This window comes from Priestia filamentosa (genome assembly GCF_900177535.1).
Taxonomy (GTDB): domain Bacteria; phylum Bacillota; class Bacilli; order Bacillales; family Bacillaceae_H; genus Bacillus_I; species Bacillus_I filamentosa.
This window is the reverse complement of sequence record NZ_FXAJ01000004.1, coordinates 59,664-72,567: the sequence shown is the minus strand read 5'-3', so window position 1 is coordinate 72,567 and position 12,904 is coordinate 59,664. Positions and strand designations below refer to the sequence as shown.

The following is a 12,904-nucleotide window of genomic DNA, read 5'->3' as shown; positions in this document are numbered from 1 at the left end:
GCTTTCCTTTTTTTAACTTGCTTCTCCTTTTTGTGTTTTATACATCCCATAATAGATGCCTCTTTTTTTCATCAGTTCTTCATGATTTCCATGCTCTACAATCTTTCCTTTATCTAAAACAAGAATCTGATCTGCTTCTTTAATTGTTGAAAGTCTATGAGCAATAATAAACGTTGTTCTTCCTTCCTTTAATACGTCAAGTCCATGCTGAATAACGCTTTCTGTTTCAGTATCAATATTTGCTGTTGCTTCATCGAGAACTAGGATAGACGGATTAAAAGCAAGAGCGCGAGCAAATGATAGAAGCTGTCTTTCTCCTGTTGAAAACATCGTCCCCCTCTCTGTGACAGGTGCATTCATTCCGCCTTTTAGCTTTCGTACAATGCCTTCTCCCCCTACAGCTTTAATAGCAAGAAAGGCTTTTTTATCATCAATATTTTGTTCATTAAGCGTGATGTTTCCCTTAACTGTTCCGCTGAATAAAAAGGGGTCTTGTAAAACAATAGCCATGTTTTTTCGAAGTTCTTGTTTCGAGATCGTTGATATATCCTCTCCATCAATGGTAATTTTCCCTTTTTGAACATCATAAAAGCGGAAAAGGATATTCATCATAGAGCTTTTACCTGATCCAGTGTGTCCAACAAGCGCCACTGTTTCTCCTGGCTGTGCTTTAAACGTAATGTTATGTAGCACTTCCTCTCCTTCCTTATAGCCAAATGAAATGTTATGAAAAGCTACTTCTCCTACAAACTTCTTTCTTTTTCCAACTTCATACTTCTCCGCTTCTTCTGTTAAAAATTCGAACACACGCGAGGCAGAAACACGGGCTTGCTCTAAATTCGAAAGCTGATTAACAATATCTGTAAGAGGCTCAAAGAGGCGATTAATATAATCAACAAAAGCATATAAAATTCCAATTGTTATGATGCTTCCTCCATTAATAGATCCTCCTCCAAAATACCAGATAATAAGAACGAACGTAATATTTCGTAAAAAGCCCACAAGATTATACGATGTTAAGGCATTTAAAGAGTTGAGTTTGTTTTGATAAGTAAAATGATCTCTATTAATATTCTCAAATTCTTTTTGAAACATCATTTGTTTTCCAAAGGTTCTAATGATAGTCATTCCGTTAATTGATTCATTAATAGACCCATTCAGTTCACTAATTCTTGTGCGAATTCGGTAATTGTAGAGAGAAGCAAACTTACGATAAAGAACAACCCAAATGAAAAGAATAGGAAAGATAACAAAACAGGCAAAAGCTAGTTTCGGATCTAAAATAAACAGCGCAACAAAAACTCCTATAATATAGACGATGCTTGTTACAAACGTGGCGAGAACGGTCACATAAAGTTCCCTAATTGCTTCTGTATCATTTGTAATGCGTGAAACGATTTGTCCTGCTGGAAAACGGTCAAAATACGATACAGGAAGTTTCTGAGCATGAAAGAAGACGTCTTCTCTCATCTTTTGAATGATGCGATGGGAACTAACCTGCAAATAGTAGCGCTGACCAAAGTGGAGTACAGATGCTACAACAAGAAGGAAAAAGTACACGCCCATTAACAAAACAATTGGTTTTGTTTCTTCCTTATAAAAAGAAAGGACTTCATTTCCTGTTAACTTTTCGGCTTTATATTGACTCTCTTTCTTATCACTCTTTACTGTTAAGATTCCATCTTCAACAGAGCGAGCGCCACCTTTTTGAACTTCTTCAGGAACAAAGTAATAAGTGTGCCCAACTAATAGGACTTCTGCAACGTCACTATTTTTGTACTGTTGAACTCTGTCCCGCCTTTCATACCATGCATCATTATAGTGAACCGCTCCATCTTTTTCATCTACTTCGACCCACCCATTTTCAATTCCTAAGATATGATAATCAATCATTCGTTTAGCTAGAAATGGACCGCAAAGCTCACAGGAAACTGCTACAATTAACATGAGCAGAGAAAGTATAATAAGTTTCTTTTGTGTTAACGCATAGTTCCATAAACGACTTGTTGTTTTCATCCTTTCACCTCACTTTCTTCTTTTAAATACTGCCTTATGTGCTGCTCTCTGTACCATCCTTCTCGTTGTTTCAGTTCCTTATGTGTTCCTTCCTGGTTAATACGCCCATCTTCAAGCACTAAAATATGATCAGCATGCTCAACTGCTGATAAACGATGCGTAATGATAAATGTTGTTTTTCCTTTTCGTTTCTTCGTTAGATTGCGAATAATTTGTTCTTCTGTCTTTGCATCAACAGCAGATAAAGAATCATCTAAAATGAGAATTTGAGGATTACGTAAAAGAGCTCTTGCAATTGATAAACGCTGTTTTTGCCCTCCTGAAAGCGCCACGCCTTTTTCGCCAACAAGCGTATTAAGTCCTTTGCTTAAAAACGGGATATCTTTATCAAAAGCAGCCAATTTTATTGCTTCTTCTACCTCCTCATCGCTTGCCGTCTCTTTACTAAGCAAGAGGTTCTCTTTTACTGTTTTTGAAAACAGGACATGCTCCTGTGGGACATATCCAATCCAACTTTGCAAACGTTCTAAAGCAATATGCTGAATTGGTACATTTCCTATTAAAAGATCTCCTGAGCCAAGCGGATATTGACGCAGAAGCTGTTGAATAAGCGCTGTTTTCCCACTTCCGGTTCGACCAACAATCCCAATCGTTTCTCCTTTATAGACCGTAAATGAGATATTGTTTAAAACAGGTTTTGGTGATGTAGGGTAAGAAAAAGATAAATGCTTATATTCAATTGGAGCTGGCACTTCTACATGCTGAAGAATAGCATTATTTTTTATATCTTCTTTCTGCTGAAGAATTTGATTTACACGATCAACGGACGCATTTCCGCGCTCCATTATGTTAATGAGTTCTCCAATGGCAAACATGGGCCAAATCATCATTCCAAGATAAACATTGAACGAAACAAGCTCCCCTAGTGTTAATTCTCTATGAAAGACAAGATATGTTCCATATCCAAGCCCAATTAAATAGCTTACACCAACTAAAATTTTCACAAGTGGGGCCAAAAGGGCATCAATTTGAGCTACTTCGCGATTTCGGTTGTAAACTTCCTCTGTCATTTCATGAAATTTCTTTATTTCATGTTCTTCTTGAACATAAGCTCGAACGACCCGTACTCCTTCTACAGCTTCAAGAACTTTGTCATTCATTTTTCCAAAAGCATCTTGTGCTCTAATAAAGCGATGATGAATTTTTGTACCGAGTTTACTAATACAAAAAGCCATAATCGGTAAAGGAAGAACAGCAGCAATTGTAAGCTTCCAACTAATTGTTACACTCATCATGACAAGAACTGTAAGCATAAAAACGGTTGAATCAATAAGTGTTAAAATTCCATATCCAGCTGTTGCAGCAACTGCTTTCACATCGTTTGTTGCTCTCGCCATTAAATCTCCTGTTCGGTTACGCTCATAAAAAGGAGGAGACATCTTTAAAAAATGGTTCATCAGCTTAGTTCGTGAAACGCGCTCAAGAATATTAGCACCTCCAAAAAGCTGACGCATCCAAATGTAGGTAATGATATAAACGATAATGGCAATCGCTGTTAGAAAGAAAATCCTATTTTCTAAAAAGGGAGAGGTTAACGTGCCTGCGCCAATGCTATCAATTACGACTCCAAGTATTTTAGGCGGCAGGACATCTAAAATACTTGCTAAAAGTAGCAAGAGCAGGACGCTTGTATACCTTTTCCAATACTTTTTAAAAAACCATGATAGTTTACCTAAAACTGAAAACATGCCTTCTCTCCTCCCTGTTATTTTATGGATAATATCTGCCATAAAAAAAGACATCGTCTTTTATAGCGATGTCCTTACCTATCTTTCAAAAGAAAACGACTTTATTATTGTATGAGAAGATGATGGCTTTTATCTCTTCTATACTAAAATCGTTTTCTAAATATAAGATAGCTTTATTCTAGATTTTTTTCAATTTTTAGTCAATTAATCTATCCAAAATAACGGTGATAAACTTTCTTTGCTTCTTTAATATCCTTTAAACCGTGTAAAAATACGCGTCCATCTTTAAAAAGGACAATGCGAATGTCTCCCTCTTCAAAAGAAAGTAAAAATGGATTTCGCTTTACGGTATGTGTTGAACTCAATTCTTTCTCAATTCTCATTAAGTCTATTTCTTCTCTTTTCGGTACACGAATCTGAACTGTGTCTCTCCCACAAAGTACAGCTGTTTTAAGCTGATTTTCATACTTCAGATGTGGATAGAGTGGAGATATACCACAAGACGGGCAGTCATCCCTTTTTAGCTTGTCAACGGAAATAGCTGTTTGCTGATTTTTCCATAAATCAAATGAAACAAGTTTACGATTAACGACTTCAAAATCTTCTACAAGAATCTTCATTGCCTCTGCCACTTGATAAGCCGTAACCATCATAACAGCAGGAGCTATAATTCCAACTGTATCACATGTTGCACCGCCAAGCGGGACAGTCTTCATTAAACAATGTAGACAAGGAGTCTTTCCAGGTAAAATAGTATATGAAAGACCATAACTTCCAACACATGCTCCATAAATCCACGGAATATTTTCACGTTGTGCCATATCATTAATAATAAAGCGAATATCAAAGTTATCTGTAGCATCCATAATTAAATCAACAGAATCTTGTTTTAAGAGACTTTCTAATTCAAGGGAAGTAACATCAATCGTATGTGCTTCTATTTCTACTTCACTATTAATTTGTTCTAATCGCTTTTTAGCAGCAATAGCTTTTGGCGTTTGCTCTTTCGCATCCTGCTCTGTATAAAGCTGTTGACGCTGAAGATTACTCCATTCTACGTAATCTCGGTCAACAATGGTGAGTTTACGAATACCTGCTCGTACTAGTGCTTCTGCATTGCCAGTACCAAGTGCTCCTGCTCCAATCATAAGCACATGTTTTTTCGCAATATTCCCTTGTCCTTTCTTTCCAATTGGAGCAAAAAGCTCTTGTCTTGAGTAACGAGTCATTAACTAACTGTCATCCCTTCCTTTGGGCTACTCGCTGTAGCATATCGCTTCGCTGGAATACGACCTGCTCTGAATGCTTTGTGCCCAGCTATAATACTATCTCTCATTGCTTCTGCCATCAAAACTGGATCATTAGCTCCTGATACAGCCGTATTTAAAAGAACTCCATCTGCACCTAGTTCCATTGCGCGTGCTGCATGAGAAGCTGTACCAATCCCTGCATCTACAATAACAGGTACATTTGCTTGTTCAATAATAAAACTTAAGTTCAGCTCATTAAGGATTCCTTGTCCTGAACCAATTGGAGCTGCTGCTGGCATAATAGCATGTACTCCTAATTCCTCTAACTTTCTTGCTAATACAACATCATCTGAAGTGTATGGTAGCACAGTAAATCCTTCTTTTAAAAGCTCTTCGCTTGCTTTTAATGTTTCTACAGGATCTGGAAGAAGCGTTTTGTCACAACCGATTACTTCTACCTTTACCATATCACAAAGCCCAGAAGCTTTGGCTAGTTTAGCAATTCGAACAGCTTCCTCAGCTGTTTTCGCTCCCGCTGTGTTCGGTAATAGTGTATAATTCTTAACGTTAAGCTCTTCTAGCAAATCTGGTTGTGACTGATCAAAGATATTCATTCTTCTAACTGCAAATGTCAAAATCTCTGTTTCTGAAGCCTCAACTGCTTTTTTCTGAATCTCATAGTTTGGAAACTTTCCTGTACCTAATAGTAAACGTGATTGAAATGAATAAGAACCGATTTTTAACATTATTATCCTCCTCCAACAAATGACACAATTTCAAATGTGTCTCCATCTTGAATATTTTCGTTTATGTGCTCTTCTTTTTCTAAGATTGTCCCATTTTTCTCTACAACTAATATTTTGTTTTCCATTCCATATGCTGCTAAAAGTTCATAAACATTACTAATATGTGGCTCTACCTTAATATTTTCACCGTTTATCTTGCAGTTCATCTGTTATCCTCCTTTCAAAGAGTAAGCTCTTTCTGGTGAGAAAGCGTTAAAAAAGCGCTCTTTTGGCTGAGTACCGTTAATAAGATCTCTCATTAATTCTCCTGTTTTGGCACTGAGTAAAATCCCGTTTCGGTAATGCCCATATGCTAAAAAACAACCTTTCATATAAGGACTCTCCCCTAAGTAAGGCCATCCATCATCTGTTTGAGGCCGCAGACCTGTCCACGATTTTAAGAAAACAGAGTGAGAAAGTTCAGGAATTAGCTCTTTCGCTTTTTCAAAAAGCTTGCTCATCCCCCCGAACGTAACAGCTCTATCGAATGTATGCGGTGTTCTTGTTGCGCCGACTAGAAGTTTTCCTCCTGCTTTTGGGACAATGTAGAAAGCTTCTGGTGTATAAATGGTGCGCTGAAGTAGCGGTTTGTTTGATTTAAAAAGCATACACTCTCCTTTAACAGGATAAACATTTTTCTCTGTTACATATGGGAGTAGCTTGCTTGTCCATGCTCCTGTTGTGACAACAACAGATGAAGCTGCAAAAGTACCTTGTGACGTAATAACTCCTTTAACAGACCCATTTTCTTCAATAATCTGAGAAACGTGACAGTGTTCATAGAGATTTCCTCCATAAACAGCTGTGCCATATGCAAGAGCTTTTGTATATTTAAAAGCATTAAGCTGCCCGTCATTCGGTAAGAAAATCCCACCTTTAATTGTTGAAGAAAGCATTGTTTCTCTTTTTTTCAGTTCACTTGTTGTTAACCATTCAACAGACGGATCCCATTTTTTATAGGTGTTAAATTTCCTCTTCAATTCTTCGAATCCGTCCTCTGTCGTTGCTACTTTTAATACTCCTTTTTCGATAAGCTCTGCATCAATTCCCGTTAGTTCTCTCAGTTCGTTTACACGAGTTTTAAAAAGTTTTCGGCTACTTAGCGCAAATTGCAAGAGAGGACCTTCTTCATCAACTTCAGCTTGTGCTCCTAAAATACCCGCAGCAGCTCGTGAGGCACCACTGCTTATTTCTCCCTGCTCCACAACAGCGACTTTTTTGTGTTGTTTGGCAAGCTCATATGCAATAGAACAGCCTATCACACCGCCTCCAATGACTATTACATCATACTCTTTCACAGTGTTCGCTCCCATTTAATAAATTCCAGCAAGCTCTAGCTGTTTCACCTGGAGCTTCTGTTTGAAACAAACCGGACATAAGGGCAATGCCTGCAGCATTCGTTTCTTTCACTTCTCCTATGTTGCTTATATTAATGCCTCCAATTCCAATAACAGGGATAGATAGTTCTTCAACAATCTGAGCTAGTTCCTGTACACCGTGAGGCTTTTTTCCTTTTTTTGAAGAGGTTTCATATAAATGACCGAAAACAACGTAATCAGCTCCATCCTGTTCACTTTGCTTTGCTTCTTCTAGCGAATGGACAGACTTCCCAACATAAAGGTGTGGAAAAGCTTTCTTCACATCTTTAACACTTAAGCTATGGTAAGCAAGATGAACTCCCCTTAATCCTCTTACTAAAGCTATATCAACGCGATCATTCACAATTAATTTAGCTGGAGATATTCCCTGCTTTAGTATGGAATCAATAAGATCATTAAGCTCCTGAGCTGTCTTTTTCTTTTCTCTAATTTGAATAAGTTCTACGTATGAATCAATAGATTTAATATTTCGAATTATCTTCTCGAAAGGTTGTTCTCCAGATGTTACTGCATATAAAAATGCCACAATTTCACCTCTTTAGAAAACTAAAAACCACCCATACAAGCGTAAGGATGGTTTGAATAAACATTTTTAGATTATTAAAAAACGTTTGCCACACTTCCCTACGCTGGTACAAACCAGATCCGGTTCAAAGAGTTCAGAAATGTATTTCCGTCTCAGCTATTCACAATAGCACCCCTAGTGATGATGTTTTATATAATTTTCCTTCATTATAACAAACTACTAAGAAATGACAAGCCTATTCTTTTTTGTGTTCATTATTTTTTAATCTTCCAGCGCGTTTTACTGCTTCACGTAACAAAAATTCAATGTGGCCATTCACGCTTCGAAACTCATCCTGCGCCCAGCGCTCAAGGATTTTATGAAGTTCTGGGTCAATTCGCAGCGGAAAGTTTTTTTTCTTAGCCATAAAACTAGTAAAGACTACCTGTATTAATGACTGGCTGCGTTCCTCTATCTGAGATAATCGCTACCATTAAATTATTGACCATATTAACTTTCCGCTCTTCGTCAAGCTCTAAAACGTGATCTCGATCAAGCTGTTCAACAGCCATTTGAGCCATTGAAACAGCACCTTCAACAATTTTCTTACGAGCTGATAAAATAGCTGAAGCTTGCTGACGCTGTAACATTGCACTAGCAATTTCCGTTGAATAAGCAAGGTGAGTTAATCTTGTTTCAATTACTTCAACACCCGCAACAGCTAAACGCTCCTGAAGCTCTCGCGCCATTTCTTTTGACACTTCATCAGCATTCCCACGAAGCGTAATTTCTTCTGTTGTAAATGTATCATACGGATATTTTGTGGCAACATGACGTATTGCGGTTTCACTTTGAATTTCAACAAATTCTTCATATTGATCAACATCAAATACTGCTTTAGCTGCATCAACAACTTTAAATACGATAACAGCAGCAATTTCAATTGGATTTCCTTCTACATCATTTACTTTTAAACGCTTGCTATTAAAGTTTCGTACGCGCAGAGAAATGGTTCTTCTCGTACTAAAAGGAATCGTCATGAATAATCCACTATCACGAATCGAACCCAAATAATCTTCAAAAAAGATAATCACTTTTGACTGATTTGGCTGCACAATCGTAATGCCTGTAGCTAGTACCGCCCCTACAATAACAAGAAGAACAGCAAGAATTACATTTTCTTCAGCAAATGAAACAACAGCAAAAGCTAAAAGAAGAAGAATGACAACTACCCCTAGATATCCATTCATATAAAATGCTTTCTTTTCCTTCATTTCAACACTCCTTTTTATTAATATTCAATTTATATCATTATGATATCACTTTTGTATATAATTGTAAATTAGATCATTGAGCAAATCTTTTTTGTTTCCTCCCTTATTTGGTTATCCTAATATCGGAGGTGATGATAAGTGCGGAAAGGACAGCTAACAGATATCCCTGAAATTGCATCATTAGCAAAGCAATCCATTAAAATGATGAATGCTCAAGGAAACAACCAGTGGGATGAAACCTACCCGACGGAAGAATCTTTTAGAGAAGATATTCGTAGCGGCACTCTGTACGTTCAAGAAGAACAAGGGAAAATTGCTGGCTCAGCGACGATTGATATGGTTGAGGGAAAACCGTACAAACAAATAAAATGGCGCTCAGATGAAAAGGCACTTGTCTTGCACCGTCTTCTTGTAAATCCGGAAGTAAGAGGAAAAGGCGTTGCTTCTACTTTTATGGACTTCTTCGAACATCTTGCAAGAGAGCAAGGCATTTCCTATTTAAAAACAGATACATCTTCTTTAAATAAGCCAGCGCAAAAGCTCTTTGAACGCAAAGGCTTTCAAAAGATTGGAGAAATGTACTTTGAAGGAAAAGAAGATGAATTTTATGGATATGATAAATTTCTTTCACACTAAAAAAGAGCGGAATTTCCCCGCTCTTTTTACATGCCGTAATATCCTAAATAAAAAAGTCCAATTGTTCCTGCAAAAGAAAGCAAAATATAACCAAAAAACAAACAGTATGCTTTCTTTTGAAGAAGCTCCATTGCCTCAACACTAAATGTTGAAAAAGTCGTAAATGCTCCAAAAAACCCTGTTCCTACCAAAAGATAGAGAGAGCTTGTTGAAGATGAAGGAAAAGCAAAATGATAAAATACGCCAAGTCCTAGTCCTCCAAGCGCATTCACGATAAGCATTGATAATGGCATCTTTGATTTTTTAGTCCAGGCTAGAAAAATAAGACCAAGCCAGTAGCGACAAAGTGCACCAATGCTTCCTCCAACTATAACAAAAAGGGCACTCACTTCCTTACACCTCGTTCCTTCACAAACGTTCTTACAAACCTAGTACCTAAAAAGACAGCAAGAAGACCAAATCCAAGAGAAATGCTAATGTAAAGAAGAAACGCCTCTGTACTTTTTAAAAAGACGGCATCAAAAGCCAAGGTAGAGAATGTTGTAAACCCACCACAAACCCCTGTGCCAAGCCCTACCTTAATCCACTCTCTTCGTGTTCGCAAACTAAAATAAGCTGTCAGCGCTCCTAATACAAAACTTCCAACTATATTTTGAAAAAGTGTGTGATATGGAAAGCTGCTGTGTGGGATCCAAAGAGTTGTAACAAATCGCAAATATGCCCCTAAAGCCCCTCCAACAGCTACAGCTATAGAATTTTTCAATATGTATCACGTTCTTTCTGTTATTTCATTTTTTATTGTCCTCTTTTTTATTTTCTTTGTAAACCATCCACATTTCTTCTTTTTCGTTTGTTCCTTTGCCATTCTTTTCTTATAATAAAGAAGAGATTAATAAAGGAGCGAAAACGATGAGCGAACATGAGCAAGAACAAACTCATTTGGATATTGATGAAGAAACGCTTTTTATCGTATCCCAAACATTCAAGGCTTTATCAGATCCAACCCGCCTACGGATACTACATCTACTTTTTCAAGGCGAACACTCTGTGTCAGATATCGCTGCAAAACTATCGCTGCTTCAATCTACAGTTTCCCATCAGCTTCGATTTTTAAAAAACTTACGCTTAGTTAAGTTCCGGCGTGAAGGAACAACCCTTTACTATTCACATGATGACAAACACGTTATTGATTTGCTACAACAAGCAATTGAACATGCACAGCACCATTAAAAAAGAGAGGACATTATTCCTCTCTTTTTTAATGGCAGTGACCACACATATCTTGATGTTTATCAACTTGAATTGTCGTATGTTCAATATGAAAAGCATGACTCAATATATGTTTAACTTCTGTCATAATTTGCTCATACCGATTAAAATCTTCTACTACGATATGACAGCTCAAAGCAGGAAAATCTGAAGAAATTGACCATATATGAAGATCTTGTACTCCTTTAATTCCATCTATTGTTAGCAATTTCTCTTTAATTTTTTCAGTATTTAAGTTTGACGGCGTTCCTTCCATTAGGACATGAAAAGAATCTCTCGTCACTCTTATCCCACTGACAATAACAAGGAAAGCAACGATAATACTTGCAACAGGGTCTGCCCAGTTCCATCCAAATAGTAAAATAAGGACAGCTGCTACAATCGCTCCAATTGATCCGAGCAAGTCTCCTAAAACGTGCAAAAATGCGCTTCTTACATTCAAATTATCATGATGATCTCCTTTCATTAACAGAAAGGCCGCTACAATGTTTACAACAAGCCCCACTGATGAAATGATGATCATTCCTGTACTCATCACTTCAGGAGAAGTTAAAAGACGATGAAAAGCTTCCCAAAGAATATAAAGTGAAATAAAAATAAGAGCAAGGCCATTTAAAAAAGCAACTAATATTTCAAATCGTTTATATCCGTATGTTTTTGTATTTGTTGCTTTTTTCTCCCCCATCTTAATCGCAAATAAACTAAGTCCTAAGGAGACAGCATCACTTAGCATATGGCCAGCATCAGAAAGTAAAGCAAGGCTATTTGTCATGATCCCACCAATTACTTCTACTACTAGATAAAAAGAAATGAGGAAAAAGGAAAACGTTAACGCTTTCTTGTTATTCGTATGACGATGACTATGATCATGCCCCATATTTCTCTCTCCTTTCTTTATATGATTATATGCTCATATATTAATTATTACATTTTTTTCTGCCTTCTTCAAGTTTCTATTCTCTCTCTCTTGAAAAGGATACATACACATTTATTCTTTTCACTTTTTCACTTTTTCGTTAAACATATTGTCCACAAGTTTTCATTTGTCAGAAAACAAGGATTCAGAGATAATAAAAAAAGAGTCTTGCTAAGGAGGAATAGCTATGGAGAGGATACAAATTGCTGAAAATTTATCATTTTCTCGTATTATTCATGGATTATGGCGGTTAGAAGATTGGAAATACTCATCAAAAGAAACACTCGAACTCATTGAATATTGCTTAAATGAAGGTATTACAACGTTTGATCATGCAGACATTTATGGAAGTTACCTTTGTGAAGAAAGATTTGGGGAAGCCCTTTCTCTTAAACCTTCTCTTCGAGACAAGATAGAGCTTGTCACAAAGTGCGGTATTGTCTTACCATCAAAGCAACGCCCTCAACACACTTCACATTATTATAATACAAGTTATGAGCACATTTTATTATCTGCTCACAACTCATTGAAAGCCCTTAAAACAGACTATATTGACTTGTTACTCATTCATAGACCAGATCCATTTATGAATCCAGAAGAAGTTGCTGAAGCTTTTTCGACTCTTCATCGTGAAGGAAAAGTGCGTCATTTTGGGGTTTCAAACTTTAAAAATCATCAGTTTCGTATGCTGGAATCTTACCTTGACTTTCCACTTGTTACAAACCAGCTTGAACTGTCTCCTTCCAACTTAGAAAACTTTCTAGATGGAACGCTTAATCTTTGTCAAGAAAAACGGATTCCTCCAATGGCATGGTCACCGCTTGGTGGTGGAAGCATTTTTACTGAACAAGATGAAAAATCACTCCGTCTTCACGCTACTCTAAAAAAAGTCGGAGAAGAGCTTGGAATCGCAGAGATTGATAAAGTCATCTACTCATGGCTTCTTGCTCACCCTGCCCGCATTATGCCAATTGTCGGCTCAGGCAAGAAAGAACGGATTCATAACGCTGTAGATGCTCTAAATTATTCTATTTCAACTGAGCAATGGTTTGAAATCTTACAAAGCTCAATGGGACATGAAGTGCCTTAATAAAAAAGCTAGCTTAGCGATTGCTAAGCTAGCTTT

The 12,904-nt window shown here is 37.2% G+C and carries 15 protein-coding genes and 1 riboswitch; of the genes, 3 read left to right on the top strand and 12 right to left on the bottom strand.

Annotated features, from left to right (window positions below):
* Positions 1-12: 12 nt before the first annotated feature.
* The 9 genes from B9N79_RS16535 to B9N79_RS16495 form a co-directional block, all read right to left on the bottom strand.
* On the bottom strand, positions 13-2,016 hold the full coding sequence (locus B9N79_RS16535; RefSeq protein WP_046216704.1) for an ABC transporter ATP-binding protein: 2,004 nt from the start codon (positions 2,014-2,016) through the stop codon (positions 13-15).
* Positions 2,013-3,764: an ABC transporter ATP-binding protein gene (locus B9N79_RS16530; RefSeq protein ID WP_046216703.1), complete on the bottom strand. Its 1,752-nt coding sequence runs from the start codon at positions 3,762-3,764 to the stop codon at positions 2,013-2,015. The genes B9N79_RS16535 and B9N79_RS16530 overlap by 4 nt, the downstream gene beginning before the upstream one ends.
* Positions 3,765-3,973: 209 nt before the next feature.
* On the bottom strand, positions 3,974-4,993 hold the full coding sequence (locus B9N79_RS16525; protein ID WP_019393933.1) for a thiazole biosynthesis adenylyltransferase ThiF: 1,020 nt from the start codon (positions 4,991-4,993) through the stop codon (positions 3,974-3,976).
* Complete coding sequence (locus tag B9N79_RS16520; protein WP_019393934.1) at positions 4,993-5,760, bottom strand: thiazole synthase; 768 nt, start codon at positions 5,758-5,760, stop codon at positions 4,993-4,995. The genes B9N79_RS16525 and B9N79_RS16520 overlap by 1 nt, the downstream gene beginning before the upstream one ends.
* Before the next feature lie 2 nt (positions 5,761-5,762).
* Positions 5,763-5,966, bottom strand: a complete 204-nt coding sequence (gene thiS, locus B9N79_RS16515) for a sulfur carrier protein ThiS (RefSeq protein WP_019393935.1) — start codon at positions 5,964-5,966, stop codon at positions 5,763-5,765.
* Positions 5,967-5,969: 3 nt separating this feature from the next.
* Complete coding sequence (gene thiO, locus B9N79_RS16510) at positions 5,970-7,097, bottom strand: glycine oxidase ThiO (RefSeq protein ID WP_158512786.1); 1,128 nt, start codon at positions 7,095-7,097, stop codon at positions 5,970-5,972.
* Positions 7,084-7,704 carry a thiazole tautomerase TenI gene (tenI, locus tag B9N79_RS16505; protein WP_040057199.1) on the bottom strand — a complete coding sequence of 207 codons (621 nt, stop codon included), beginning with the start codon at positions 7,702-7,704 and terminating at the stop codon, positions 7,084-7,086. Before tenI ends, thiO begins: the two co-directional genes overlap by 14 nt.
* 78 nt (positions 7,705-7,782) lie before the next feature.
* Positions 7,783-7,890: riboswitch (TPP riboswitch) on the bottom strand.
* A 49-nt stretch (positions 7,891-7,939) separates the two neighbouring features.
* The gene (locus tag B9N79_RS16500; protein ID WP_019393938.1) at positions 7,940-8,110 is read right to left on the bottom strand and encodes a type II toxin-antitoxin system antitoxin; all 171 of its coding nucleotides are present in this window, start codon (positions 8,108-8,110) and stop codon (positions 7,940-7,942) included.
* 4 nt (positions 8,111-8,114) lie between these two features.
* Entirely contained in the window at positions 8,115-8,957 is an 843-nt protein-coding gene (locus tag B9N79_RS16495; protein WP_085118695.1) for an SPFH domain-containing protein, read from the bottom strand.
* 138 nt (positions 8,958-9,095) lie between these two features.
* Here B9N79_RS16495 and B9N79_RS16490 point away from each other — a divergent pair, with 138 nt between their 5' ends.
* Entirely contained in the window at positions 9,096-9,593 is a 498-nt protein-coding gene (locus tag B9N79_RS16490; protein ID WP_040057201.1) for a GNAT family N-acetyltransferase, read from the top strand.
* Between the two features lie 26 nt (positions 9,594-9,619).
* Here B9N79_RS16490 and crcB read toward each other — a convergent pair whose 3' ends face one another.
* Positions 9,620-9,982: a fluoride efflux transporter CrcB gene (crcB, locus tag B9N79_RS16485; protein WP_040057202.1), complete on the bottom strand. Its 363-nt coding sequence runs from the start codon at positions 9,980-9,982 to the stop codon at positions 9,620-9,622.
* Positions 9,979-10,356, bottom strand: coding sequence for a fluoride efflux transporter FluC (locus B9N79_RS16480; RefSeq protein WP_040057203.1), 378 nt, complete (start codon positions 10,354-10,356; stop codon positions 9,979-9,981). The genes crcB and B9N79_RS16480 overlap by 4 nt, the downstream gene beginning before the upstream one ends.
* A 146-nt stretch (positions 10,357-10,502) precedes the next feature.
* Between B9N79_RS16480 and B9N79_RS16475 the strand changes: the two genes are divergently transcribed.
* Positions 10,503-10,823, top strand: a complete 321-nt coding sequence (locus B9N79_RS16475; protein ID WP_019393943.1) for an ArsR/SmtB family transcription factor — start codon at positions 10,503-10,505, stop codon at positions 10,821-10,823.
* Positions 10,824-10,851: 28 nt separating this feature from the next.
* Here B9N79_RS16475 and B9N79_RS16470 read toward each other — a convergent pair whose 3' ends face one another.
* Complete coding sequence (locus B9N79_RS16470; protein WP_040057204.1) at positions 10,852-11,739, bottom strand: cation diffusion facilitator family transporter; 888 nt, start codon at positions 11,737-11,739, stop codon at positions 10,852-10,854.
* A gap of 226 nt (positions 11,740-11,965) precedes the next feature.
* On the opposite strand from B9N79_RS16470, the gene B9N79_RS16465 reads away from it, so the two are divergent.
* Positions 11,966-12,868 carry an aldo/keto reductase gene (locus B9N79_RS16465; protein WP_040057205.1) on the top strand — a complete coding sequence of 301 codons (903 nt, stop codon included), beginning with the start codon at positions 11,966-11,968 and terminating at the stop codon, positions 12,866-12,868.
* Positions 12,869-12,904: the final 36 nt, after the last annotated feature.